We start from the raw sequence: 26,109 nt of genomic DNA, 5'->3' as shown, positions 1-26,109 counted from the left end.
GACCCTTGCGATCACTGCGCCGGATACGACCCCAGGACCTTGAGGAACGCCACCTGCGACTGCAAGTCTGCCAACGCGCGCGCCACCTGCGGATCATCGCGATGGCCCTGCACATCAACGTAAAAATAATATTCCCACTGCCCCGTACGGGCCGGACGCGACTCGAAACGCGTCATCGACACGCCATTGGCCGCCATGGGGGCCAGCATGTCATAAACCGCGCCGGCGCGATTCGGCACAGCCAGGATCAGGCTGGTTTTATCCTTTCCGCTGGGTAGCGGCTGCATATCGCCCACGGCCAGAAAGCGAGTACGGTTATTCGGATCATCCTGAATACCGGCCTCCACGATCTGCAGATTCCAGGCAGGAGCTGCTGTCTCGCCAGCAATCGCCGCAATCGTGGGATTGCTGGCGGCCACACGCGCCGCCTCGGAATTACTCGACTCAGCCACGCGCTCCAGGCCCGGATAATTGCGGCTCAGCCATCCCTGACACTGAGCCAAGGCTTGCGGGTGCGCGGCAACGGCGGTGATGCCTTCCATAGTGCCCGACTGCGTCATCAAGCAATGACGGATATCCAGGGAGCGCTCACCCAGGATTTTCAACGAGGTGCTCAACAGCAGATCAAGGCTGCGATTGACCGCGCCTTCTGTGGAATTTTCCACCGGCACCATGCCCACGTCCGCCTGGCCGGCCTCGACGGCACGGAACACTTCGTCGAACGACGGACACGGCAAGGGCTGTACGGAACGGCCAAAATGTTCGAATGCCGCCTGTTCGGAAAACGAACCGCGCGGCCCCAGATAAGCCACCGTCATGCCTCGTTCCAGCCCACGGCAGGCCGAAATGATTTCCGTCCACACCGATGCCACGGCATCGCGGGGAAATGGACCGCGATTGAGCTGTTGCAAACGACGAATGACCTCGGCCTCGCGCTCTGGACGCAGCACGGGGCCATCCGCCGATGCAGCGTGCTTGACCTCGCCCACGTCCTGCGCCGCACGGGCCCGCTGGCATAGCAACTCCAGGATCTGAGCATCGATCGAATCAATACGCTCACGCAGTGGCTTGAGCTTGGCCTGCAATGAATCATCCATAACGGCGCTCGAATTCTTTCAAGTAATCCACCAACGCTTGCACACCCTCGAGCGGCATCGCGTTATAAATAGAGGCGCGCATGCCGCCCACGCTCTTATGACCCTTGAGCTGCATCAGCCCGGCGGCTTCTGCACCTTGCAAGAAGGCATCATTCAACGATTCGTCACGCAACACGAACGGCACATTCATGCGCGAACGCACCGGCGTATGCACCGGATTGCGGTAAAACGACGTGCTATCCAGATAGCCGTACAGCAGTTCGGCCTTGGCGCAGTTGGCGGCCTCGATGGCGGCGACGCCACCCTGCGCCTTGATCCACTTGAATACCAAGCCAGCGACATAAATCGCAAAAGCTGGCGGTGTGTTGTACCGGGAATGCTCTGCCGCCACATTGGCGTAATCAAACGCCGACGGACAAATCGGCAAGGACTTGCCGATCAAATCGCGGCGCGCCACTACCATAGTGACGCCGGCGGGGCCAGCGTTTTTCTGGGCGCCTGCAAACATCAGGCCCGTACGCGTCACGTCCAGCGGACGCGACAGGAAGTGCGACGAGGCGTCTACGACCAAGGGCACATCCGGCGCGCCCAGCGCAGCCATGTCCGGCCAATCCAGGAACTCGACGCCATGGATGGTTTCGTTGCTGCACAGATGCAGATAGGCAGCCTCGGGGCGAACGTTCCATGTCTGCACTGGGGGCACCCAGGTCCAGGGCGCCTGTTCGCGTCCGTCGATCTGCGTCGCGACGCCGCTGGTCGCAGCGATCTGCACATCGCCGTAACGCCCAGCCTCTTTGTGCGAACGAGTAGACCAATGGCCCGTCAGCACAAAGTCCGCGGCTGCGTAGCCACGGCGTCCGATCAAGTTCATGGGCACGATTGCGTTCTCGCCCAAGCCGCCGCCCTGCATGAACATCACGGCGTAATCCGCCGGCACGCCCAGCAGCTCGCGCAAATCGGATTCCGCGGTGTCACAGATCTGCACGAAATGCTTGCCGCGATGGCTCATTTCCATCACGGACATGCCGCTGCCGTTCCAATCCAGCATCTCGGCAGCGACCTGCTGCAATACCACTTCAGGCAGGGCCGACGGGCCCGCCGAAAAGTTCCAGGGACGAGCCATCATTGCTCCGTAGGTTCAGTCGGTTCGGGTGAAGCATCGGTGTCGCCATCAGCGTCCGGTGCCTCGGCGTCTTCGCCATCGACGTCGTCCGCATCGCTTTCGACCACGCGACGCACACCGGACAGGCTGCTGCCGTCATCAACACTGATCAATGTGACACCCTGCGTCGCACGGCCCATCTCGCGGATCTCGCCGACGCGAGTACGCACCAGCACACCGCCCGTCGTAATCAGCATGATTTCGTCAGACGGCATGACCAGCACGGCGCCGACGACCTTGCCATTACGCGACGAGGTCTGGATGGCGATCATGCCCTTGGTGCCGCGGCCATGGCGGGTGTACTCGGTGATCGAGGTGCGTTTGCCGTAGCCGTTTTCGGTGGCGGTCAGCACGCTCTGCGATTCGTCACCGGCGACCAGCAACGCGATCACCGTCTGGCTGTCTTCGAGCGTCATGCCCCGCACACCACGCGCATTGCGGCCCATCGGTCGCACATCGTTTTCGTCGAAACGCACAGCCTTGCCGGCATCCGAGAACAACATGACATCATGCTTGCCGTCCGTCAGGTCAGCGCCGATCAGGTAATCGCCTTCGTCCAAGCCCACGGCAATGATGCCCGCCTTGCGCGGATTGGAGAAATCCGACAACGGCGTTTTCTTGACAGTACCGCGCGAGGTCGCCATGAAGACGAACCGGTCTTCGCTGAATTCCTTCACGGGCAGCACAACGGTGATTTTTTCGCCGTCGACCAAGGGGAACATATTGACGATGGGCTTGCCGCGCGAGTTGCGCGTGCCTTGCGGGACTTCCCAGACCTTGAGCCAGTACACCCGGCCGCGATCAGAGAAGCACAACAGATAATCGTGCGTATTGGCAATGAAGAGCTGGTCGATCCAGTCATTTTCCTTCATCGCCGTCGCTTGCTTGCCGCGTCCCCCGCGTTTTTGCGAACGGTACTCGGACAAAGGCTGGCTCTTGATATAGCCGGCATGCGACAAGGTCACGACCATATCAGTGGGCGTAATGAGATCTTCCGTGTCGAGCTCGGTCGCATTCATCTCGATATCCGAGCGGCGCGTGTCCTTGGCGCCAGTCGAAAACTCTGCCTTGATGGCTTGGAGTTCCTCACCGATGATGGTGGTAATACGCTCGGGCTTGGCCAGGATATCCAGCAAATCGGCGATCGTCGCCATGACGTCCTTGTATTCGCCAACGATCTTGTCCTGCTCCAGGCCGGTCAAGCGTTGCAGACGCATATTCAGGATTTCCTGAGCCTGCGTGTCGCTCAAGCGATACAGTCCATCGCCTTGCAATCCGAAACTCTCGTGCAGATCGTCCGGACGGAATGCCGCACGGCCACCTGCCGCATCGTGATCTGCACGCGACAGCATCTCGCGCACCAACGACGAATCCCAGGAACGCGCCATCAACTCCTGACGGGCGACCGGCGGCGTCGGCGCAGCCTTGATGATGGCAATGAAATCATCGATATTGGCCAGCGCAACTGCCAGACCCTCGAGCACGTGGCCGCGTTCGCGGGCCTTGCGCAGCTGGAACACGGTGCGGCGTGTTACCACTTCGCGGCGATGCTGCAGGAAATAGCTGATCAGCTGTTTCAGGTTGAGCAGGCGGGGCTGGCCATCCACCAACGCCACCAGGTTCATCCCGAAGGTGTCCTGCAACTGCGTGTTTTTATATAGGTTATTGAGAATGACCTCGGGCACCTCACCGCGCTTGAGCTCGATGACCAGACGCATGCCGTCTTTATCGGACTCATCACGGATATCGGAAATACCCTCGATCTTTTTCTCGTTGACGAGCTCGGCGATACGCTCTTGCAACGTCTTTTTGTTGACCTGGTAGGGAATGGCGTCGACAACGATGGCCTGGCGATTGCCCTTTTCCATGTCCTCGAAGTGGGTCTTCGCGCGCATGACCACGCGGCCACGGCCCGTACGATAGCCCTCGCGGACCCCCGCCATGCCGTAGATGATGCCGCCGGTCGGAAAATCGGGTGCAGGAATGATCTCGATCAGCTCGTCGATCGAGCATTCCGGATTGCGCAGGCAATACAAGCAGCCGTCGACGACTTCTTGCAGGTTGTGCGGCGGAATATTGGTGGCCATCCCCACCGCGATCCCCGAGCTGCCGTTGACCAACAGGTTGGGCAGACGCGAAGGCAACAACAGCGGTTCCTGCTCGCTGCCGTCGTAGTTGGGGCCGAAATCCACGGTTTCCTGGTCGATATCGGCCAGCAACTCATGGGCGATCTTGGCTAGACGGACCTCGGTGTAACGCATGGCCGCGGCGCTGTCGCCGTCGATCGAGCCGAAGTTACCTTGTCCGTCGACCAACATATAGCGCATGGAAAAGTCCTGCGCCATACGCACAATGGTGTCGTACACCGACTGGTCACCGTGCGGGTGATATTTACCAATAACGTCACCAACGATACGCGCGGACTTTTTATAGGCGCGGTTCCAATCGTTGTTGAGTTCATGCATCGCGTAGAGCACGCGTCGGTGCACGGGCTTGAGGCCGTCGCGCACATCTGGGAGCGCACGTCCCACGATCACGCTCATGGCGTAATCAAGGTAACTGCGGCGCATCTCTTCTTCCAGCGAAACCGGAAGCGTCTCCTTGGCGAAGGAATCCATATATATAGCGACTGAATCGTGTAAGAGAAACCCGGGCTGGGTAAACAGGAAATTCTATCATCCGATTCCCCTGGCCCCTCTTGAGCCCAATTCAGAGCCTTCGGTACGCGGCCTTCGATGGCCTTATGGGCCGCCTTGTTGCCAAAAACCAACATCCCTGCCTCCCCATAAGAAATAAAAGCTCATATCGAGTGCCAATGCCGTCTTCCAGGGGAGCCAAAGATCATCAAATGCCTTAAGATTGTTTCCAGCACGCAGGAGACTCAGTAGCGATTCTTTGAACCTTTTCCGAGCATTGCTATACTGACCCCGTTTCCTGATATGCGGCGGGGATTCGCTGCGAGTCACTTATCCAGCTTCAAGCTCAACGAGGAGAAACATGAACAAACCCTCCAAATTCGCTCTGGCGCTCGCCTTCGCCGCCGTTACGGCTGCCGGTGCTGCTTCCGCGCAAACCGTGGACAACTGGCGCAATCCGTTCGGCGACGTGTGGATGAACGGCACGAATGAACTGTGCTGGCGCGATGCATTCTGGACGCCGGCCACCGGCATCCCGGGCTGCGATGGTGTACCGGTCGCTCAAGCGCCCGCCAAACCCGTGCCTGCGGCCACCAAGGTCGTGTTCAACGCTGACACGTTCTTCGACTTCGACAAGTCCACCCTGAAGCCGGAAGGCCGTCAGCTGCTGGATCAAGTTGCCCAGCAAGCACAAGGCATCAACCTCGAGACCATCATCGCCGTCGGCCACACCGACTCGATCGGTACCGAGAAGTACAACCAAGGTCTGTCCGAGCGCCGTGCTGCTTCGGTCAAGGCTTACTTGGTTAGCCGTGGCATCGACCCGAACCGCATCTACACCGAAGGCAAGGGCGAACTGCAACCCGTCGCTTCGAACAAGACGCGCGAAGGCCGTGCCCAGAACCGTCGCGTAGAAGTTGAAATTGTCGGTAGCCGCAATCAGTAATTGACGCGCTAGCCGTTACAATGAGGGGCCTCGCTTGCGAGGCCCTTTTTTCATTCTGGCGTGTCATTGCACGCCGCACTGCCTGCCGCCCATGACTGAATCCGCTACCTCCACTCGCCCCGGCGTCAACGCTGACCAAACCGAATTGGACAAATTCGCCGCCTTGGCTGCCCGCTGGTGGGATCCGGAAAGCGAATTCAAGCCCCTGCATGCCATCAATCCGCTGCGATTGGATTGGATCCAGGAGTGCGCAGGCAGCCTGGCCGGAAAAACGGTGCTGGACGTGGGATGTGGCGGCGGTATTCTGTCCGAGAGTATGGCTGCCACGGGCGCCACCGTCACGGGCATCGATCTCGCCGAGCGCTCGCTCAAGATCGCTCGCCTGCATGGCCTGGAATCTGGCATCAAAGTCGAATATCGCGCCGTCCCGGTCGAGGACTTGGCCGCCGAGCAACCTGGTCACTATGACGTCGTCACCTGCATGGAAATGCTGGAACACGTGCCGGACCCCGGCTCCGTCGTTCGTGCCTGCGCTGCCCTGGTCAAGCCCGGCGGGTGGGTGTTTTTCTCCACGCTGAATCGCAACGCAAAATCCTTCCTGTTTGCCATCCTCGGGGCGGAATACGTACTGAACCTGCTGCCGCGCGGCACCCATAGCCACGACCAATTCATCAAACCCAGCGAACTGGCTGCTTCGGCTCGCCAAGCCGGCCTGGAGCCCACCAGCATGCGCGGCATGGAATACAACCCCATTACCAAGGTATACCGCCTATCGGGCGATACCTCTGTGAATTACCTGATGGCCACCCGCAAATGAGCGCACTGATTCTGTTTGATTTCGACGGCACGCTGGCCGATACGGCCCCCGACCTGGCCGCAGCCGCCAATCGTCAGCGCACCCGCCGCGGCCTGGAGGCCCTGCCCTACGACACCTTGCGTCCCGTCGCCTCGCAAGGAGCACGCGGATTGCTGCGCGTCGCGTTGAGCATGCTGCCCGACCATCCTGAATACGAATCCACGCGGCTGCAGTTTCTGGAAGATTACGCATCCAACTCTACGGTACACAGCCGGCTGTTCCCAGGTATCGCCGAATTACTCCATGGCATTCGGGAGCGCGGGCACGCCTGGGGCATTGTCACCAACAAAGTCACCCACCTGACGCTGCCCATCGTAGAGTTTCTCGGTCTGACCCGGGACAGTGCTGTCCTGGTATGCGGCGACACCACCGCGCATTCCAAGCCTCACCCCTTGCCATTGCAACATGCCGCGCGAGAGGCCGGGTACGCGATTGACCGCTGCGTCTATGTGGGCGATGATCTGCGTGACGTCCAAGCGGCTCATGCGGCGGGCATGCCCGCCGTCGCCGCAGCCTACGGCTATTTGGGGCAGGACGAAAATGTCATCAGTTGGTCGGCCGAGGCCACCGCCAACACCCCTGCCGATCTCTGGAAAGTCATCGAGCCCCTGCTGCCCCGCGACGCGCGCTGACATCGGCTGCTACCCTGACAGAGTCAACGTAGCAGCAATGTCGGTGTCGGCGTGATTGTTCGTTTCAAATAAACAGTCATGCCGAATCTTTCGTCTTTATCCTTTCATCAAGTCCTATTAAAGTACGGGTTATCCCTGCACTACCGATGGCTCCGTCGCCTACGTTTACCGTAGACGGCGGTCGTTCTGTTTCCTGACTTCGCCTTAGACAGACATCCGACCGCGCCCCGCTGGCTTTTCTCGGCGGGGCAAACGGCGCGACGTAATGCCTGGGTCGACGAAAACGCCATCACGATCCCAAGCCTGCCGAGAACTTAATCTGTCGCGCCTCACCATCGCGACACATCACATCATGCTGCTACCTATTTTGTTGCTTTCGACCGCGGGGTTCACCATTCTGACGACAGAGTTTCTGATCGTCGGATTGCTCCCTCCGCTCGCGCGCGACCTGAATGTCACGGTGTCCCAGGCCGGACTGCTCGTCACGCTGTTCGCCTTTACGATTGCCGCCGCCGGTCCGTTTCTGACCGCGCTGTTGAGCAACATGAATCGCAAGCGGCTCTTTATCGGGACATTGGTGCTGTTCGGCCTATCCAATACCGTCGCCGCGTTAGCCCCCAACATCGGCATCATGGCCTTGGCGCGTTTCGTGCCTGCCTTGGCTTTGCCGGTGTTCTGGTCGCTGGCCAGCGCGACAGCGATCGAGCTGGCCGGCCCTGCTCGTGCGGGCCGGGCCATTTCCATGGTGGGATTCGGCATCGTCGCTGCCACCGTGTTTGGCATTCCCATTGGTGTACTGATTTCCGACGGCTTTGGCTGGCGCACCGCGTTTGGCGTGCTAGCCGTCGTGGCGTTCGCCAAGGCCTTGATGCTGTGGGCCTTCTTTCCTCGCCCGCCGCAGCAGAGTCAACAAGTCAAGCTACGCACGCAATTAGGCATTTTGCGCGACCCGTACGTCATCGGGCATGTCTTGCTGTCGCTGCTGATTTTCACCGGCATGTTTACCGCCTACACCTATCTGGCCGACATGCTGGAGCGGCTGGCCGGCTTCAACGGCCAATGGGTGGGTTGGACCATGATGGCTTTTGGCGGCATCGGACTGATTGGCAACCTGGTCGGCGGCAGACTGGCCGATCGCAGTGCGCTCGGCGCCACGCTGTTATTTTCCGGGTTGATGACGGCCGGTCTGGTCGCCCTCGGTCCGGTCATGCGCTCACCAGGATTGCTTGCGCCCGCTTTAGGCATCTGGGGCATCGCCCAGGCAGCGCTCTTTACGGTATGCCATGTGCGCGTCATGAAATCCGCACCCGATGCGCCCGCCTTTGCCGCCTCGCTGAATATCTCTGGCGCCAATACCGGCATTGGCATCGGCGCCATCGTGGGCGGATACGTTATCGACCACTATGGACTAGTCTGGCTGGGTGTGACGGCCGCGGTCATTGTGCTGGCCGCCATGGGGCTGGGAGCAGCCCTGGCCATCTCGAGCAGGCAACGCGCACGGCAAGCCGTTCAGACGTCCTGCGCAAATGCTTGAACATTGCTCCGCGCGAGGCGCCCTGATAAGCCCTCACACGGAAGACTCCCGCCGGCATTCTTTCAGCGGTTCGATAAAAGGCCCATCCGACTCACCAAGCGCTTGTAGGTAATAATGCGTCGTCGACAACACCTAACAAGCCGAATATGTCTGGAGACAACTCCCCCCGGTTCAAACGCTATGCGCTGAAAATCACGCTGATTTATCTGCTGATACGCGGTCTGCCGGAACTGCTGTTCTTTGTCTTTTATCTGCTGCCCGAGGCGACTGTCCAGTCGTTGGTGCAGACACAGAGCGTTTGGCTGCGTCATCTCTATCCGGTGTTGCCGCTACAGGTGCTGACCCTGCCTCTTGGCTTTCAGTACGCACTCGCGTTAGTGCCGGTCTTGATCATCGAATGCCTGCTGGTGTTTCTGTTCAGCGCCTGGTTCATCCGCCGACGCCCATGGGCGGCCGAGCGTCCGAGCAACAAAGGTCGATGGATCATTCTGGTCCTGGCCACACTGGCCTGGTCCTATTTTGTTCGCTTGCAAATACTCGGACACTTTCAACACCTCTGGGTCGAAGAACTGCAAACTCTGGAAGCCAAAGGCGGTGACTGGTTCGAGCTGATGCCCCCCATCCTATTGCAAGCGAATAGGACCATCACCAGCCTCCTCTACACCACGATGCCCCTGTGGGCCTGGGTGCCCGTCTGGCTACACTTCCTGTTTGCCAAAAAGCCCGTCGACACAACACACGACACAGCTTTCGCGGACAGTAATCATTCCGCCAGCGTGGTGGCACCACTGCAAAAAAGCATCGCCTTTACCTCCTTTTTGCTCGGGTGCCTGGGGCTGCATTTTGTCCTGGTCTTGCTCACGTACCTCGGACTGTGGCCATGGGCCGCTCAACTGTCGGATATACAGCCTCCCCTGGATGTGCTCGACGCACTGAGCCTGCCGCTATCGCTGAGCCAGATTGTTTTTGCCAGCCTGATATGCCTGTTGGCAGCGACGATTTATGTGCGCCGTCTGACAATCGCCCGGCCGAACACTTTCGGACTCGTCATCAAGCCGCTGCTGTCCGGTGTCATCGCGTACCTGTTGACCAGTTTTCTGATATTGGCGCTGGTGTGGGCCTGGATGTGGCTTAACCCGGGATTCGTCGAATCATTACCGCGCCAGCTCAGCCGCAATCCGGAAAGCGGCCTGGCGCTGGCCATTGCCCTCAACCTCGTAGCGATGGCATTGCTGTGCATAGCAAGCGGCAGACTACGTCAATCGCCACGGCGCTGGACAGGTGTGTTGGCCGTCCTGATGCTATGCGCCAGCATTCCCCTTTACGTAGGCTGGACCCTCGCAAGCGCTAATATGGGCGCTGCCGGGGGTACGCCAGGCATGGCCGTCACCGGCAAACTCGGCGACGCGCGCTGGCGCTCCATGGAGCAATGGTGCACGGGCGTCGTCGAAACCCGGCATGGGACATGGCTGGTTGGACGAAACGAAGATTCCTCCGGCGCCGCCCCGTCTTACATCCCTGACGGTGTCCAGGATCTGAGCAAACTCGTCATGAGCGAAGACGAAGCGGCCTCGCAACGCCGTTTCAGTCTGTTTAACTCTCGCTCCGTCTTGACCACGCTGTCGTTACTGCAGGATGACGGCACATTCAAAATGGTCGCGACGGTGCCTGACGTCACCTGCTTGGTGGTATCGCCCAAATCCGACACACTGTTCCTGTTCACCGGCATAGACCGGCCCAGGCCCTCATCCCCCTCGTTGCCTGCAAACGAACAGACTGCCGTCTTCCGCTCCACCGATCATGGCGCCACCTGGACTTTGCTGGAATCGGGTTTCATGACCGAGGTCGATGGGCTCGCCTGGAATATCAAGCCCACGTTTTCTTCGGACCAGGAGGTCTGGGCCTGGGGCAAAGAGCCTCCGAGCGACGACGAGCCGACCGGGATATGGGGACGTCCCGAACCTGCGTCCACGCGTCGCGACGCCAACGGCAATGAGACCAGACCGACGGCCTTGTTCTACTCATCCGACCAAGGACAAACCTCGGCTGTCGTCTATAGTCCCGAGCCCTTGATTGCACCGGTCTCCTATCTGCGGGAAATGATCGGGCAACCCACCGCCGATTTTTCCTCGCGCCGGGACATGGATCAAGAGCGCTTTGTCGTTCAGGTCAGCGACACCCGTGCCTATGCGTGGGCATCAGAGTTCATGTGGTATTCCGTCGGCGAAGCCCAACACCGCACGATGTTGATGACGCGCGCAGAGCTTTCGCGCACGACTTCCTCCGGCGAATGGCAGATCACCAAGGTCACGCGCCACCCGGAATTGCGCGTGCAACATTTGTCGACTTCGCTCGATGGCCGCACCTATGCCATTCTGCAGGACAAGGATGGAGAATGGCTGGCCAAGCTCGACACGCAAACCGGCGAATGGATCGAACGCCAGAAAACGCCGTCGCTGCTGCCGCAATGGCTCGCCGAGGATCGCACCTCAGCGCGGTATTTCTGGAACAACGGGGACTATCAGGTCGTGAGCGAATGGGGCGACACGGTCGTGCCTCGCTTGATCATCCCAGTATCGAAAGACCGAGCCGAGATCGACACCGATGCGCATTTCTATACCCGAGATGGCGGCCGCACCTGGCATCAGTTGGCCATTCCGGGCTATCTGGGCGTAATGGGTCTATCGCCGGCCGGCAGCAAGCTATATTGGAGCAAAGGGGATTGGTATGAAAATGACGAGCCTTTGCAGTGGCAGTATGACTTGGCGCGGTAAGCTCTCAAAAAACCAACCCAATCAGGAACAAACATGAACAAATACGATCTCGAAAAGAACAAAGCCCTGAAACTCGCTGGGCAACTGAAGCAATCGGGTACCCCCGGCCGCTATGGTTCCGATCAATTGCTCGATCGGCGCGAACAGCGCAAACTGGACCAGGCCGCAGGTCTGGTGCCTTTTCCGCTGAAACTCACCCAGGTGCAAGCCGATCACGTGCGCGCGCTGGCACAGGAACGAGGCGTATCCACGAACGACATCGTGGCCGAACTCCTGCAAAAAGCGCTCGACGCCTGAATTATTTATGCATATCTGGGTCGACGCCGACGCTTGCCCCGCCGTCATCAAGGACATCTTGTTTCGCGCTGCCCAGCGCTGGCAGATTCCGCTCACGCTGGTGGCCAATCAAATGCTGTACACGCCCCCATCTCCTCTGATACGGGCGGTGCAGGTGCCACGTGGTTTCGACGTGGCCGACGCGCATATCGTCATGCATGCCGAGGCGGGCGACCTCGTCATCACAGGAGACATCCCGCTGGCCGCCGAGGTGCTCGAAAAAGGCGCCATGGCGCTGAATCCGCGTGGCGAACGCTATTCGCCGGAGACGATTCGAGAGCGCCTGGCGATGCGTGACATGATGGAGGAGTTGCGGGCCAGCGGCATCGAGACAGGTGGCCCGGCATCATTCAGTCAGGCTGATCGCAAATCCTTTGCGAACCAGCTGGATACGCTATTGGCTCGGCATGCCAGGTTGAGGGCAAAACCGTCGAATTAAGGGCCGGCACACACGCCAGCCCTACTCCTTCATCCAAACTGATTGCGCCGTTGAAACTGCGCAATCGCGTTCAGCAGGTGCGGCGCAAATTTGGCCTCGTACTGCGCTGCAGCCCATTCGCGTGACTCGCCCGCCAGATGCAGTGCCCCAATCGGTGCGCCGCTGGCGTCAATCACCGCCGCCGCCAGCGCGATCTCGCCGATGATGAACTCATCGACGACCATGGCATAGCCCTTTTCCCGTACAGGCTTTAACGCAGCCTTGATGGCCTTCTGCGTCGTCAAGGTATGTTGGGTATACGCCGTCAACTCCGCGTCGGCAAGCACCGATGTGAGCTGCGCCTCACCGAGCCGCGACAACACCGCGCGTCCACCGGCAGTGCAGAACAGTGGCACACGACGGCCGATCAACGACGCATGGTAATGCTCTGTTTTGGTCTGGTGCCGCATCACGTGCACCAGCTCGCGGCCGTCGTACAAAGACAGACTGATCTTTTCACCGGTGGCCTGCGACAGGCTCAGCATGATGGGATTCCATGCCTCGACCAACTCATGCGTGCGCAGAAAATGAAAACTCAAATCGAGCACGCGCTTTCCCAGGCGATATCGGCGCGTCTGCGGATTCTGTTCCAGATACCCTTCGGCGTTCAGCGTATAGGCGTAACGCTGCGCGGCGCTCTTGTCCAGACCGGTCCGCTCGATGATTTCCGTCAGGCTCAGATCACCGCTGGCGCTTTTAAAACAGTTCAGTACGGCAAATGCCTTGCCGACTGAGCCTACGTATAGGGCGTTGCTTGTCATCGTTTTCCAGAATAGACCGGTGCGGTCGGGTAGCGCATAATAATATTAAGTATTAAATAGCAATACCAAGATTGACGCAACTCCCCGGAACCGCCCTTTTCCTTTTATCCGTGCATCCAACCAGAGCGAACACATGAACACCCCCGCCGGAATCCCCGCAGCGCAATGGCTAGCAGGCCAACACGACAACATGCTGGCTTTGCTGGCAGACCTCGTCAATATCGACTCCAACAGCTACGACAAGCCTGGCGTGGCACGAGTATTCCGCCGTCTGCAGTCATTTTTCTCCGAGCACGGCATCGCGGTGACGTCACATTTCGTCGGCGATGTGGAGGCCGCAATTTCTGTCACGGTGAACGCCGGCAGCGAGGAAGGACAGCCGGTTTTGCTGATGGGGCATTGCGACACTGTGTTTCCCGCTGGCGAGGCCGCTCGACGCCCATTTCGCATTCAGGACGGCCGAGCCTACGGCCCCGGCGTCGCCGACATGAAACCCGGTGTCGTGATGAACGCGTTCATCGTAGCCGCCGCCGCGCAGAGCCCGGAATCGCTGCCCGAAATAACCGCCCTCTTCACCTGCGACGAAGAAATCGGCTCGCCGTTGAGTAAAGACGTCATCATCCCCTTTGCCGAAAAAGCTCGTTTCGCATTCAATGCCGAGCCTGGCCGCCCCTCAGGTAACGTAGTCACCGGCCGCAAAGGCGGCGTGTTCTTTGAAATGGATATCGAGGGCCGCGCCGCGCATTCCGGCGCCAATTTTTCCGAAGGCATCAGCGCTATCTCAGAGCTGGCCCACAAAATCGTGGCGCTGGACGAACTCACCGACATAGACCAAGGCGTCACAGTCAATGTGGGGCTGGTATCTGGCGGCCTGTCGGTCAATACTTCGGCTCCGTCGGCCAAGGCATCCATTGATCTGCGCATTTTCAATCTGGAGCAGCGTGAATCGCTCGTCAGCAGCATACGCTGCATCTGCAACAAATCCTTTATCACCGGCACGCTATCCAAGCTGGATATCAAAGGCGAATTCCGTCCGTTCGTACCCACCGCGCAATCCAGGCAATTATTTGAGTTGTACCAATCGGAATTGAATGCCATGGGGCATCAAGCCGAGGGAGAATTCAGCGGCGGTTGTGCCGACTCCGGCGTGACCTCCAGCATGGGGGTCATCACCTTATGCGGCACCGGCCCTGTGGGCGGAAAGTTCCACACGCTGGACGAGTATTGCGAGATCGACACGATCGTTCCTCGCGGGCTTGCAGTGTTGAATACGCTGACACGGCTTTCTGAACAGCAATGGTGACGGGCAGCGCGGCTGATCGTCATACCTCGCTTCTTGTCCTCCCTTTTGACAGCAAAGTCCAACCATGAAAGCACATGCAGCAACCCCACGGCGGTCCTTTCTGAAAGCCGGCCTGGCCCTCGCCTTGACGCCGGTACTGGCTGTGCCTGCCACGCAATCCGCCCACGCAGCCGCCTATCCCGCGGGCCCGGTCACCATGATGGTTCCCTACCCGCTGGCGGCCCTAGCGACGTCAGCGCCCGCATATTGTCGGGGCCCATTGGCGAGGCCCTGAAGACTCAGATTGTGGTCGAGAACCTGGGCGGCGCCACTGGCACTATCGCCGCGTCCAAAGTGCTGAACGCCAATGCCGACGGCAACTATTTTTTCCAGGGTACGCAGAATGAACTGATCATTCCGCCGCTCACCAACCGGCTGGTGCGATACCAGCCGGATGCGTTCGAAAACCTGCAACCGATCACTATCACTCACCTGGTGTTGCTGGTGCGCGCCGATCTGCCTGTCAACACGACGGAAGAATTCCTGAAACTCGCAGGATCCCGAGAGGCAGCGAACTCTCTGACCTACGGGACAGTCGGAGTAGGATCGCTCTACCACTTGGTCACTGAGTATCTGGGCAAACTGACCAACGTGCCGTTTACGCATATCCCCTACAAAGGCACTGCACCCGTGGTGCAGGACCTGGTGGGCAAACAGATCGATTTCACCATCATGCCGTTTCAAGCGTCCATGCTGGAAATGGTGAACACTGGCCGCTTCAAGGCGCTGGCAGTGCTGTCGAAAAACAAACCTGCGGTGTTGGAAAAAGTGCCCAGCATCACCGAGATCCCCAAGCTCTCGCAGTTCGAATATGCCAGCTATGCAGGCTATTTCGTCAAAAAGGGCACCCCCGCAGCGATCAAGGAAACGCTGAATCGGGCCATTGGTCACGCATTGCAGGACCCGGCCGTCATCGCCAAATTGGAAGCCGACGGCCGCAACGTATCCAAGCCGATGACACTGGGTCAGGCTCAGGCCGCGTATACCGATGAGATCGCGAAGTACAAAGAAATGATCCGGGTTACGGGTTACGTGCAGGCGGACTAGTCGGTTTATTCCCGGCAAAGCAGGACGCAGTTGGACGTGCTATAGGGAGGGCACCTCCCTATACACCACGCGCACCATGCGACAATCACGTCGTTCCCTCCGACAGCCCTGCCCATGCCTGATACGACTTTACCCGCCAGCGCTACCTCCGTCCGCGTCGCCATCATCGGCGGCGGTCCCGCTGGCTTGATGGCGGCTGAGACGCTCGCGCGCCACGGCATACTGGCCGACGTTTACGACAGCATGCCCTCGGTCGGACGGAAGTTCCTGCTGGCTGGCCGCGGTGGATTGAACCTGACGCATAGCGAGCCATCGGAGCGCTTCAATCAGCGCTTTGGCAACCGCAGCTCAACTGTGGCCAGCTGGCTGCAACACCTGGACGCACAAGCGTTGCGCGAATGGGCGCACGGGCTAGGTATCGAGACATTCGTCGGCACATCCGGCCGCGTATTTCCTCTGGAAATGAAAGCTGCTCCCCTATTACGGGCCTGGCTGTCGCGGCTGCGAGCCGCAGGCGTACGCTTTCACATGCGGCACCGTTGGATGGGTTGGGCAGCAGGTGAAACAGCGTCCCCGCAGACACTGCGCTTTGAAACGCCGCATGGGACACTGAGTGTGCAGGCGGACGCTGCGATCCTGGCCTTGGGCGGCGCCAGTTGGGCTCGTTTGGGCTCGGACGGCAGTTGGGTTGCAGGTCTGCTGGAGCATCACATAGACGTTGCGCCGCTGCGTCCGGCCAATTGCGGGTTTGAGGCGGATTGGAGCGCACATCTGCGCGAACGCTACGCAGGAACGCCTCTCAAATCGGTCGCCATGGCGCTGGACCGCAATGGCGAGCCCGGCACATGGCGGCGCGGCGAATTCATGCTGACCGAATCGGGTATCGAAGGCAGCCTGGTCTATGCGCTGTCAGCCGGATTGCGAGATGCGATTGATGCACAGGGTTCGACATTCGCCTGGGTTGACTTACTGCCCGACCTCTCTGCCGACAAAGTCCTCGCGCAAGTGTCGCACCCTCGCGGCGCGCGCTCCATGGCCAGTCATCTGCAGAGCCGGCTGGGACTGAAGGGCGTCAAGACAGCATTGCTGCGCGAATGCACCGATGCGCAGGATTGGCAAGATATGGCATTGCTCGCCCGCCGGATCAAGGCGTTGCCCCTGCGCCTACTGCGTACTCGTCCGATCGATGAGGCCATCAGCAACGCCGGCGGTGTGCGGCTGGAGGCTACCGACAGCGCATTGATGCTCCACAACGCGCCGGGCGTCTTCTGTGCGGGAGAGATGCTCGACTGGGAGGCCCCAACGGGCGGTTACCTATTGACGGCGAGCATGGCCAGCGGTGTAGTTGCAGCCGAGGGCGTACGCGCACGTCTTGTGCCCTGAGATTCGACGACCGGAGATGCGATCGATGAGAATTTTCGACAGCAACACTACTGCAGAACGCTTGGCATTCAATGCGCTGATCCCAGCCATCCGTCAGATGTTCATCGAGACTTGCGTGGTCCCTCGCCGGCATATCCACACCATCAACGAGCGCGAGCAGACGACCGACACGCTGTTGATCATGCCTGCGTGGCAGGACGGAAAATACCTGGGCATCAAGCACGTGACGATCTTTCCGGAGAACGCCAAACAAGGCAAATCTGGCTTGTTTTCCACCTATACGCTGTTTGACGCCACCAACGGCCAGCCGCTGGCCATCATCGACGGCGACCAGATCACCGTGCGACGCACCGCGGCAGCCTCGGCATTGGCGGCATCCTATCTCGCGCGCCAGGACGCGACAGACATGCTCATCGTAGGCGCCGGTAACGTCGCGCGCGCACTCGCACCAGCCTATGCAGCAATACGCCCTATCCAGAAAGTCTCGGTGTGGAACATCAATCCCGAAAAAGCCGACAGCCTCGCACAACAGCTTTGTGCCGAAGGCTTCGATGCGCATAGCGTCACTGATCTGCGCAGCGCGGTCGAGCAGGCCGACATCGTGTCGTGTGCAACGCTATCGCGCGCACCGTTGATTCAGCGGGCATGGCTGCAGCCCGGAACGCACCTCGACCTGATCGGCAGCTTTCAACCCGCCATGCGGGAATCGGACGACGAGACGTTCGCGGACACATCCGTGTTCATCGATACGACCGAGGCGCTGGAAAAATCCGGGGATCTGCTTTCCCCTATCATGAACGGCCGGTTCGACGCCGCCAGCGTGCAGGCCACGCTCGAAGACTTGTGCAATGGCGTTCATCAAGGGCGCAGATCTGCGGATGAAATTACGGTCTATAAAGCGGTGGGAACAGCGTCCGAAGATCTGGCTGCGGCCATTCTGGTTTATCAGGCTGCTTGATCGCCGGACAGGCATGCTGATGAGCGGTAGACTGAAATACTCATCGGCACACAAGGAGCCCGAACCATGTCCAAGACATTCAAGATCGGCGACCACGTATCCTGGAATTCAGAGGCAGGCCGAGTCTCAGGCACGATCATTGCGATCCATACTGAGGACTTCGACTACAAGGGACATACTCACCGCGCCTCGCCGGACCATCCGCAGTACGAGATAAAAAGCGACAAGACAGACCATATCGCTGCACATCGAGGCGATGTGCTCAGGCACGTGAAGAGCAACACATAAGACATGGCGCGGCTCCATCGAACCGCGCCATCGTCAATACCGCACCAGTGTCAGGCAGGCATTCCGCCTGCCCTTTGACTACACGCTATCGAGGCCGCAATACCAAGGTATCGCCCAACTCACTCTCGACTTTCTGACGGCTAAACGCCATGGGAATATATTTCCCTGTCGCCCAGCCCTCCAGCAGATTGCGGTAATAAGGACTGCGCGGATCGGCAGACTGTCCCGGCGTATTCTGAATGCGCGAGTTATCCCAGTTGCCTACATCGATCACCTGCCGATACGACGCGCCGCTGATTTGCCGGAAATCCGACTTGCGGAATGTCGCGCGATGTACCGTATCGTTGTCGCCGCTGACCGGATAGCGCGGCGTGCCGTAGGCATTCGCGGCTGGCAACAGGCCGGCCAGGCTGTGCTCGAACTGGATATGGTGCAGACGGCCCCATTCCCATTGCCTGGAGTCAGTACCCAGCGCCGCGGTCAGCTTGCGCATGCCATCGCCCAGTGCGGCCAGCAGCAACGCTGCACGGCCTTGTTCGGGCCGCGGACCGAAGGCCCCATCGGGTGTGGCGAGTTTATCCAGCACTTTGATCGTCGCCAGGTTACCGAACACTTTGCTGCCCTGAGGCGGCACGTAGAGCTCGGATACCCGCTTGACGACCTCTGGCAGCCAGAACTCATACACGGTGGCGGCCTTGGAATCGACTTCGGTGCGATAGTCCCAGTCCTTCAACAAGCGCAGCGCCTCGCCCATCACAGGATCGGTAGAGTTCAGCGATTTTGCGTAACCCGTCAAAGTCCGTGCCGGCAACGACAGGTTGTCGAACTGCAGATGCTGCGAAGCCTCTAGATCCAAACCCCTTGCGTCGGCCAGGACCTCTCGGATCCGCTTGACGCGGAATGGCTCTGCCCACGCGCGCCCGGACATGTCCTTGTACGGATAGTCATAAGGCAGGTTGTATTCGTTGGCCGTGGCGATGTAGCCTTCTGGCGGATTGAATGCTTTAGGCAGCGAACGCGTCGGCAGGAAACCGTTCCATTCGTAATCGCCATTGCCCGGTACCGGCAGCATGCCGGACCAGTCCTTGCGTGGACGGATCGGCGCAATGCTGCCGCCGAACCAGCCGATGTTGCCATCCACGTCGGCGTACACCATGTTTTCGCTAGGCGTGTAGTGCCGCTCCATACCGGCGACGAACTCCTGCCAGTTCTGGGCTTGATTCAGGCGCAGACTGGCGAGGTATGCCGCGGTGCCCGGAAACTCCAGATACGCCGCGCGCAGCGCATAGGCTTTATGAGCCACGCGGTCTTCGTGAATGACGGGCCCATGGCGGGTGAATTTCAGCTGCCGCGTCGCAGCGGCCTGGCCTCGTACTGGAATCGATTCGTCCACGGACCGCATGTTTTCCCAGCCGCCGCGATAACGATACTGATCGGGATTCGCCGGATTCGTATCATAGACGTAGAGGTCTTCTTCGTCGGCAAACGCAAAGATAGTCAGGCCGAATGCAATACGGTCGTTATGCCCCATCGATACGCCCGGCAAGGCAGGCTCGCCCGCACCAATGACATTCCATCCTGGCGCGTTCAGGTGCACCATGTAACGCAGCGAGGGCATCGCGATCGCGCGATGCGGATCGCCCGCCAGAATCGGCCGGCCTGTGGCGGTGCGCTGGCCGGATATGGTCCAGTTGTTGCTCTCATAGCGCGGAGCCATCGGATCGAACGCCGGGTCCAGCGAGGCCAGCATATTCGCCGACAGGCTGCGCGCGAGCTCTTCGCGCTCGGCTGCAGCGAGGGGGCTGCGAGGGAAATCGCCCGCCTCGAATTTCTGTCCCTTACGAGCCAGGTTGTAGTCAGCGAGAATGTTTTCATTGATCTGATTCACATTCAATCCCGCCGGTACCTGCAAGGCAATGGGCGGTTCATACACGCCCAGGTCCTGCACGGTATTCACGCCCAGTGCGGCGATCTGCTGCGCCAGCTTGACTTCGCTCGTAGCGTTGCGAGTCAAGCCATAAATACGGATCAACGATGTTTGCGGGCTCCAGTAGCCGGGCTCGGTACCAGTCAGTTTGAATTCGGGTGGCATCTGTTCGGGATTGGCTTTCACCCAATCGACATAGGCGTTGATGCCATCGGCAAAGGCCGTCAGGATCGCTTGACCTTCGGGGTGATAGCTGGCGAACTCGGCCTGCAGGTCACCGCGGTATAAAAACAAGCGCGCTGCCCGGTCTTGCTCGACGAAACGCGGGCCAAACTGCTCGGCCATTTTGCCCTCGCCCTGACGGCGCCACAGATCCAGTTGCCACAACCGGTCGCGCGCCGCATTAAAGCCCTGGGCAAAGAACAGATCGTGTTGATTCTGGGCGTAAATATGCGACACGCCGTGCTGGTCGCGCAGGATTTCTACAGGCTGCGTCAAACCCGGCATATCGATGGTGGCATGCTTGTCCCCGCCCGGCCCCGCGCAGCCGGCCAGCAATGCCACGGCGCCACATGTCAGCCATGCAGCGACCTTGCGATTGAACGTACGCATATCTTTCCTCCTCCCTGTTGGCTTGCTCGCGCCGTCGCACCTGTCCCGGCGCATTGTCAATAATGTAAACAGATGGCAGAGAAATATTGTTGTATTTCGTGAATACTTTCAATCAACGTAACAATTCTGCATAAAAAAAGGACTTTTGGAGAGAGACGCGAGTTCTGCCATCACACTTTCGAAGCGTCTGTTTACGTATCTGCACGGAAAGATTTGCCGACGGTTCGTTGCCCTTCGAGACTCGCCACGTATGCAGACGGCGTCAGAATTCCAATTACGGTGGCCACCGCGGGCACGATAGTTGCGGTGCACCGAGCCCACACACCGTTTGGAGAACTCACATGAAGCGTGAATTACTTGCCCGGGTTGCAGCGATAACCGTCATAGGCGCCATGGCTGGCGGCGCATATGCCCAAAGCACGCCCAATACGGGTGTGCCGTACAGCAGTTCGCCGTCCACGACGCCGAATGATGGAACGGCGGTGCCGCCTAATACCCCCGTGCCTCCCGGCCAAATCCCGCCGGCCGGCCAAACCAATCCGGCGCAACGTGGCCAGGGATATGCCGGCGACCGCTATGCCATGCCCACCGGCGCAGGCGGCGACTCGTGCGTCCCGGGCAGCAAAACCGGCCTGCAGCTAGACCACAACTATGTCCCCAATCGCCAAGAGACCGCCATCAACGAAGTGAGAACTTCTGATATGTGCGGCACCCGATAAGCTCGCATGCAAAAAGCGGCACCTGAGGGTGCCGCTTTTTCGTCAGAGATTCTGCTCACCTGCCAGAGTCAGAATCTTGGCCCAACGGTGCGCTTGTTTGCGATCTGGCATGGGGAGTTCCCAGTCGCCTTGAGCGTTGTGCGCTAGATGTAGTGCAAGCATCCAGCGCCCTTCGCGTGTCAGCGCCCGGACGTTGCAGATATCCGTGAAAATGAATTGAGCGGTGTTGCCATCCACTACCAACGAGCCCCGTTTTTCGTTGGCGTCGATGCGAATTCCACCCCAGGATTCTGTTAATGACAGCACACGTTTGCCATTGACGGTTTTGCCGTGAATCGTGCGGTACCGATGCACAAAACCAGCAATCACGGCAACGACCAACGCGACAGCCAACACATCGGCGCCCACACCCGCCAGCCAACCGAACTTCGCAGCAACGCTCATGTACAAGGCAACCGCGCCATAGATAATGGCCGCGAGCACGATGAATGCTAGAACAATGGGCACGTCCGCTCCTGTGAGAAAAATACGGCATCCGTAGATTGTCCGGCTCGCCGCAAATCCGAGACCGAGCCGGCGCTCGTCACCGCCCGAGAATCAGACGCTGCCGTATCCAATCATCCTGGCGAGGACTTGGATTTCCAGCCCGTCGCACTCAGCTCTTCAATCATGATTTTAGCGATTCGGCGCGTGCGTTCCGGCGTCATCCTGCTACGTATCGCCCCGACACTGATGGCAGCATAAGAACCCGGCGTAACCTCGAACGCCACGCCTACGCCCCCCACGCCGTCGGCGACCAGATTCTCGGTCGACGCGTAGCCGAGCTTGCGGATGGTTCGCATTTCATTGAGCACCGTGGCCAATTTGGAACGCGATGGCGGCAGCTCTTTTTGCTGACGCCGGTGAAATTCCCTGATTTCGGCGTCGCTCAATGTCGAGAGCAAGGCCGTGCCCGCTGAACCGACGCCAAGCAAGCGCAAACCATCTATCTGCAGAACCAGCGCCTTAATCGGAAACGTTCCTTCTTCGTAGTGGATGCAGTGGGCATAGTCGCCATTACGAACCACGACATAAACGGTGTCTTCGGTTCGACGCGCAAGCCGGATCATCAAAGGCCGGCACCGCTCCAGGATCGGCACGCGGCTCATTGATTTCAAACCGAGCTGCATCGCCTCCAGACCTAGACGGTAGCGTTTTTTATCATCACGCTCTACCAAGCCTGCCTCAGCCAGAATACTGACCAGTCTATAGGTCGTGGTGCGGTCCAGGCCGGTCGTCTCCACCAAAGTGCGCAGCGCTATACCGCTCTCGTGATGCAGGCTCACGAGCTTTAGCAAACTCAGCGCACGAAAGACGGACTGGCCGCCGGAGACTTTAGTCGGTACGGACATGGAACACCAATGCTGGAACGTCTCGTAGATGTGCATATTATGAATAAGCCGACCCATATCGGCGACGATTTTCGCTCAAATGTTCATATTGTGATCTATTTGGCATATCAGCTTTGACCCTGGTCAGCGCCACGCAAATACTCTGCCCGTCATAACAATCACTACATCCACAAAGGAGGAGTAACGAATGAAGCACATGCTGCTGATGGCACTGGCCAGTTTGAGCGTGGCCGCAACGCCAGCCATGGCGGAGGCCTATCCCGACAAACAAGTTCGCATCATCGTGGGATATCCCCCTGGCGGAGCCTCGGACATCGTGGCCCGGCTTGTGGCGAAGGACCTGGAGGAAATGAACAAGCAGGCGTTCGTCGTAGAGAACAAGCCTGGCGTCGGCGGGATGCTGAGCCTGAGCACCGTGACCCGAAGCCCCGCTGACGGCTATGTATTGGGTCTCGGCGTGAGCGGCACGCTGGTGACCGGACCGCATCTGCAGAAAAATCAGTTATACGCGCCCAAGACAGATTTTGCGCCGGTCAGCATGATCGCCAAGGTCCCCATGGTGCTGCTGGCCGGGCCAGGCTTGACGCAAAACTCCGTCAAGGACCTGATCGCCCAGGCCAAGGCCAAGCCTGGGGACATGACGTTCGCCTCGGGAGCCCAAGCGTTCGAACTGGCCCTGCAATTGTTGAATCACAGCGCCGATGTGCAGATTACCTCGGCGTCGTACAAAGGCGGTGCGGCTGCGTCCATCGATGTGATTGCCGGGCGGGTGCCGATCATGATCGACAGTATCGGCGCGCAACTGAGCAACATCAAGGACGGCAAATTGCGGCCGTTGGCGGTCCTGGATAGCGAACGTTCGCCGGTGCTGCCAGAGGTGCCCACGATGCAGGAGGCCGGCGTGACCGATTACGATGCCGTGGGATGGATTGCATTGCTGGCGCCCAAAGGCACGCCATCAGACGTGGTCGCCAAACTGAATAAACAAATCAATCAAATCGTCGAGCGGCCCGAGTTCAAAGACAAACTGATGTCGCTGGGTTTTCAGCCCGAGGGCAGCACGCCCGAGGGCCTGCAGAGAACGATCAACGTGGATTACGACAAATGGGGCGAGGTCGTTCGTAATTCAGGCATGGCAGCCAACTAACTTTTTTCAAGCCGGTCCGTCGGAGCGGCATTCCTTTCGCTTGACCCTATTACCGTGCCGCTACTGCGGCACGGCGGGGAGAGCTGTTTCTCTTTGCAGGAAAATCGCATGTCTATCACGCAATCCAACCAGAATCAAGACTGGTCATCAGATCTTCGCCAGGCGCTCCAATCGGCCAATTTACCTACTTTGTTGATGGTCCTGGTGCATTTGACCGGAGACCGGAAATGGCTTGCCGAACCCTATCAGTGCAGCCGTATCGCCGGGCTCGATGACAACGACTCCGGTGGGTTGCCCGACACCATTCAAGACGAGATCAGAAACACGGCGTACCAGGCCATCCTGGACTGGAAAGCGGGGCAGGCCCCTGCCCTGCCCGATCCGACGCCACAAGATCTGGTCCGGATGCTCTCGACCAGCATCGGCGAGGAGGTCCCCGATTCATACGGGCCGATGATTGCTTCCTGGTTGGGATTGGATCCGGAGTTTCGGCTGGATCAGCGCGAGCGATTCCGCCCTAGAGAGGGCTTCAAGGTCGTGGTCATCGGTGCGGGCGTCGCCGGCATCTGCGCCGCCATCCGGCTGCAAGGCGCGGGGATCGACTATACGGTCATCGAAAAGAACCCGGATATCGGCGGCACGTGGTATGAAAACCATTATCCCGGCGCTGGCGTCGATACGCCGAATCATATTTATTCATTCTCCTTTGCCAAGCGGGACTGGACGAAATATTTCGCGCTGCGCGACGAAATCCAAGGGTATTTTCTGAAGGTAGTGGACGACTTCAAACTGCGTCAACACATTCGCGTGAACACGCAATGCGAGCGCCTGGCCTATGACGAGTCGACGTGCACCTGGTCGGTGACAGTGACAGGCCCGAACGGCCAGACAGAGACATTGGTCGCCGATGTGGTGATCAGCGCCGTCGGCATTCTGAACGTGCCGAAGTACCCGTCCATCAAAGGGCTGGACACGTTCGCCGGGCCTTGTTTTCATACCGCCCGATGGCCGGCGGACATGGACGTCACCGGCAAGCGTGTGGGCATCATCGGCAACGGCGCCAGCTCGATGCAGATCGTGCCGGCCACCGCTGGCCAGGTAAAGCACATGACGGTATTCCAACGCTCCAAACAATGGGCAGCGCCCTTTGAGCGATTCAAGAAGGACGTACCGCATAGTGTGCGGTTCCTGTTGCGCGAAGTCCCCTTTTATCAAGAATGGTATCGGCAGCGACTGGCCTGGGTATTCAATGACCGCATACATGCATCGCTGCAGGTCGATGCGTCCTGGCCGCATCCCGAGCGTGCGATCAATCGCCGCAATGACAAACATCGCGAGTATTTCACCAACTACATCAAGGCCGAGTTGGGCGACAGACAGGAGTTGCTTGACGACGTATTGCCGGACTACCCGCCATTCGGCAAACGCATGCTGATGGATAACGGCTGGTACCGAACGATGACGCGCGACAACGTCACGCTCGAAAACAGCCACATCGCCCGGGTCGACGGCAACACTGTGTGGACCGAGGATGGAAAGCAACACGAATTGGATGTCCTGATTGTCGCGACAGGCTTTGATGCCGTGAACTTTCTCTCGTCGGTGGAGGTTTACGGACGAGCAGGCGAATCCATACGCGAACGTTGGGATAACGAAGGGGCCGAGGCCTACCTGGGCGTGACGACACCAGGATTCCCCAACCTGTTTGTGCTGGCTGGACCGAATACCGCGCTGGGCCACGGGGGCAGCGTCGTCGCGTCGCTGGAAATTCAAGCGCGCTACGTGCTGGGTTTGCTGCGTCAAGCCATGGACCAGGCTGGCGACGCGCGTTTCGAAATCGAAGTCCGGCAGGACGTGCACGATGCGTTCAACCGCCGTGTCCAGGATGCGCACCGCAAGATGATCTGGACGCATAAAGGCATGTCCAACTGGTATTGCAACGCCAAGGGCAAGGTAGTCGCCCCGACACCGTTTCGCAATGACGACTACTGGCACATGTTGCGCGATACCCGGCTCGATGATTTCGTCGTGAAGGCGCAGCACCCCTGCGACAATCAGGACGAGCCGCAGGCAGTGGAGTAAA

At 59.3% G+C, this 26,109-nt stretch carries 22 protein-coding genes; 15 read left to right on the top strand and 7 right to left on the bottom strand.

From position 1 onward, the window contains the following. Positions 1 to 11 precede the first annotated feature (11 nt). From pheA to gyrA, 3 genes are read right to left on the bottom strand one after another with little or no spacing between them, the layout of a single operon-like run. On the bottom strand, positions 12 to 1,097 hold the full coding sequence (gene pheA, locus CAL20_RS08590) for a prephenate dehydratase (RefSeq protein ID WP_094820398.1): 1,086 nt from the start codon (positions 1,095 to 1,097) through the stop codon (positions 12 to 14). After that, the gene (serC, locus tag CAL20_RS08585) at positions 1,090 to 2,223 is read right to left on the bottom strand and encodes a 3-phosphoserine/phosphohydroxythreonine transaminase (RefSeq protein ID WP_094820397.1); all 1,134 of its coding nucleotides are present in this window, start codon (positions 2,221 to 2,223) and stop codon (positions 1,090 to 1,092) included. The genes pheA and serC overlap by 8 nt, the downstream gene beginning before the upstream one ends. After that, positions 2,220 to 4,877, bottom strand: a complete 2,658-nt coding sequence (gene gyrA, locus CAL20_RS08580; protein WP_094820396.1) for a DNA gyrase subunit A — start codon at positions 4,875 to 4,877, stop codon at positions 2,220 to 2,222. The genes serC and gyrA overlap by 4 nt, the downstream gene beginning before the upstream one ends. Positions 4,878 to 5,256: 379 nt before the next feature. Between gyrA and ompA the strand changes: the two genes are divergently transcribed. The 7 genes from ompA (at position 5,257) to CAL20_RS08545 (ending at position 12,412) form a co-directional block, all read left to right on the top strand. Next, positions 5,257 to 5,841, top strand: coding sequence for an outer membrane protein OmpA (gene ompA, locus CAL20_RS08575; protein ID WP_094820395.1), 585 nt, complete (start codon positions 5,257 to 5,259; stop codon positions 5,839 to 5,841). Between the two features lie 91 nt (positions 5,842 to 5,932). Beyond that, positions 5,933 to 6,658 carry a bifunctional 2-polyprenyl-6-hydroxyphenol methylase/3-demethylubiquinol 3-O-methyltransferase UbiG gene (ubiG, locus tag CAL20_RS08570; RefSeq protein WP_094820394.1) on the top strand — a complete coding sequence of 242 codons (726 nt, stop codon included), beginning with the start codon at positions 5,933 to 5,935 and terminating at the stop codon, positions 6,656 to 6,658. Next, positions 6,655 to 7,329 (top strand): HAD-IA family hydrolase, encoded by a 675-nt coding sequence (locus CAL20_RS08565; RefSeq protein ID WP_094820393.1) that lies wholly within the window; start codon positions 6,655 to 6,657, stop codon positions 7,327 to 7,329. The genes ubiG and CAL20_RS08565 overlap by 4 nt, the downstream gene beginning before the upstream one ends. Positions 7,330 to 7,681: 352 nt before the next feature. Continuing rightward, a complete protein-coding gene (locus CAL20_RS08560; protein WP_094820392.1) occupies positions 7,682 to 8,863 on the top strand; it encodes an MFS transporter in 1,182 nt (393 codons plus the stop codon). A gap of 146 nt (positions 8,864 to 9,009) precedes the next feature. Next, positions 9,010 to 11,637, top strand: a complete 2,628-nt coding sequence (locus CAL20_RS08555; RefSeq protein WP_094837639.1) for a hypothetical protein — start codon at positions 9,010 to 9,012, stop codon at positions 11,635 to 11,637. Positions 11,638 to 11,670: 33 nt separating this feature from the next. After that, entirely contained in the window at positions 11,671 to 11,934 is a 264-nt protein-coding gene (locus tag CAL20_RS08550) for a hypothetical protein (protein ID WP_094820390.1), read from the top strand. Positions 11,935 to 11,941: 7 nt separating this feature from the next. After that, positions 11,942 to 12,412 (top strand): YaiI/YqxD family protein, encoded by a 471-nt coding sequence (locus CAL20_RS08545; RefSeq protein WP_094820389.1) that lies wholly within the window; start codon positions 11,942 to 11,944, stop codon positions 12,410 to 12,412. Positions 12,413 to 12,441: 29 nt separating this feature from the next. Here the strand turns inward: CAL20_RS08545 and CAL20_RS08540 are convergent, their stop codons facing one another. Then, positions 12,442 to 13,212 (bottom strand): IclR family transcriptional regulator, encoded by a 771-nt coding sequence (locus tag CAL20_RS08540; RefSeq protein ID WP_094820388.1) that lies wholly within the window; start codon positions 13,210 to 13,212, stop codon positions 12,442 to 12,444. Between the two features lie 133 nt (positions 13,213 to 13,345). On the opposite strand from CAL20_RS08540, the gene CAL20_RS08535 reads away from it, so the two are divergent. The 5 genes from CAL20_RS08535 to CAL20_RS08515 all read left to right on the top strand — a co-directional run bounded on the left by CAL20_RS08535 (position 13,346) and on the right by CAL20_RS08515 (position 18,230). Next, on the top strand, positions 13,346 to 14,515 hold the full coding sequence (locus CAL20_RS08535; protein ID WP_094837638.1) for a M20 family metallopeptidase: 1,170 nt from the start codon (positions 13,346 to 13,348) through the stop codon (positions 14,513 to 14,515). Positions 14,516 to 14,761: 246 nt separating this feature from the next. Next, positions 14,762 to 15,601: a tripartite tricarboxylate transporter substrate binding protein gene (locus tag CAL20_RS08530; RefSeq protein WP_256981389.1), complete on the top strand. Its 840-nt coding sequence runs from the start codon at positions 14,762 to 14,764 to the stop codon at positions 15,599 to 15,601. 114 nt (positions 15,602 to 15,715) lie between these two features. Next, complete coding sequence (locus CAL20_RS08525) at positions 15,716 to 16,984, top strand: TIGR03862 family flavoprotein (RefSeq protein ID WP_094820386.1); 1,269 nt, start codon at positions 15,716 to 15,718, stop codon at positions 16,982 to 16,984. Between the two features lie 25 nt (positions 16,985 to 17,009). Next, on the top strand, positions 17,010 to 17,942 hold the full coding sequence (locus CAL20_RS08520; RefSeq protein WP_094820385.1) for an ornithine cyclodeaminase family protein: 933 nt from the start codon (positions 17,010 to 17,012) through the stop codon (positions 17,940 to 17,942). Positions 17,943 to 18,008: 66 nt separating this feature from the next. Continuing rightward, positions 18,009 to 18,230 (top strand): DUF2945 domain-containing protein, encoded by a 222-nt coding sequence (locus CAL20_RS08515; protein ID WP_094820384.1) that lies wholly within the window; start codon positions 18,009 to 18,011, stop codon positions 18,228 to 18,230. Between the two features lie 85 nt (positions 18,231 to 18,315). Here CAL20_RS08515 and CAL20_RS08510 read toward each other — a convergent pair whose 3' ends face one another. Beyond that, positions 18,316 to 20,769, bottom strand: a complete 2,454-nt coding sequence (locus CAL20_RS08510; RefSeq protein ID WP_094820383.1) for a penicillin acylase family protein — start codon at positions 20,767 to 20,769, stop codon at positions 18,316 to 18,318. Positions 20,770 to 21,110: 341 nt separating this feature from the next. Here CAL20_RS08510 and CAL20_RS25765 point away from each other — a divergent pair, with 341 nt between their 5' ends. Beyond that, a complete protein-coding gene (locus tag CAL20_RS25765; RefSeq protein ID WP_254923945.1) occupies positions 21,111 to 21,488 on the top strand; it encodes a hypothetical protein in 378 nt (125 codons plus the stop codon). 42 nt (positions 21,489 to 21,530) lie between these two features. Here the strand turns inward: CAL20_RS25765 and CAL20_RS08500 are convergent, their stop codons facing one another. Together CAL20_RS08500 and CAL20_RS08495 are read right to left on the bottom strand one after the other, a co-directional pair. After that, positions 21,531 to 21,995 carry a hypothetical protein gene (locus CAL20_RS08500; protein ID WP_094820382.1) on the bottom strand — a complete coding sequence of 155 codons (465 nt, stop codon included), beginning with the start codon at positions 21,993 to 21,995 and terminating at the stop codon, positions 21,531 to 21,533. Positions 21,996 to 22,105: 110 nt separating this feature from the next. Next, entirely contained in the window at positions 22,106 to 22,879 is a 774-nt protein-coding gene (locus tag CAL20_RS08495) for an IclR family transcriptional regulator (protein WP_094820381.1), read from the bottom strand. A gap of 187 nt (positions 22,880 to 23,066) precedes the next feature. On the opposite strand from CAL20_RS08495, the gene CAL20_RS08490 reads away from it, so the two are divergent. Together CAL20_RS08490 and CAL20_RS08485 are read left to right on the top strand one after the other, a co-directional pair. Beyond that, positions 23,067 to 24,026, top strand: a complete 960-nt coding sequence (locus CAL20_RS08490) for a Bug family tripartite tricarboxylate transporter substrate binding protein (RefSeq protein WP_094820380.1) — start codon at positions 23,067 to 23,069, stop codon at positions 24,024 to 24,026. Between the two features lie 108 nt (positions 24,027 to 24,134). Further along, positions 24,135 to 26,108 (top strand): flavin-containing monooxygenase, encoded by a 1,974-nt coding sequence (locus CAL20_RS08485; protein WP_094837637.1) that lies wholly within the window; start codon positions 24,135 to 24,137, stop codon positions 26,106 to 26,108. Position 26,109 lies beyond the last annotated feature (1 nt).

The organism is Bordetella genomosp. 4, assembly GCF_002261185.1.
GTDB lineage: Bacteria > Pseudomonadota > Gammaproteobacteria > Burkholderiales > Burkholderiaceae_B > Bordetella_A.
Note: the sequence above shows the minus strand (reverse complement) of the source record. Positions and strands in the feature narration are given on the sequence as shown.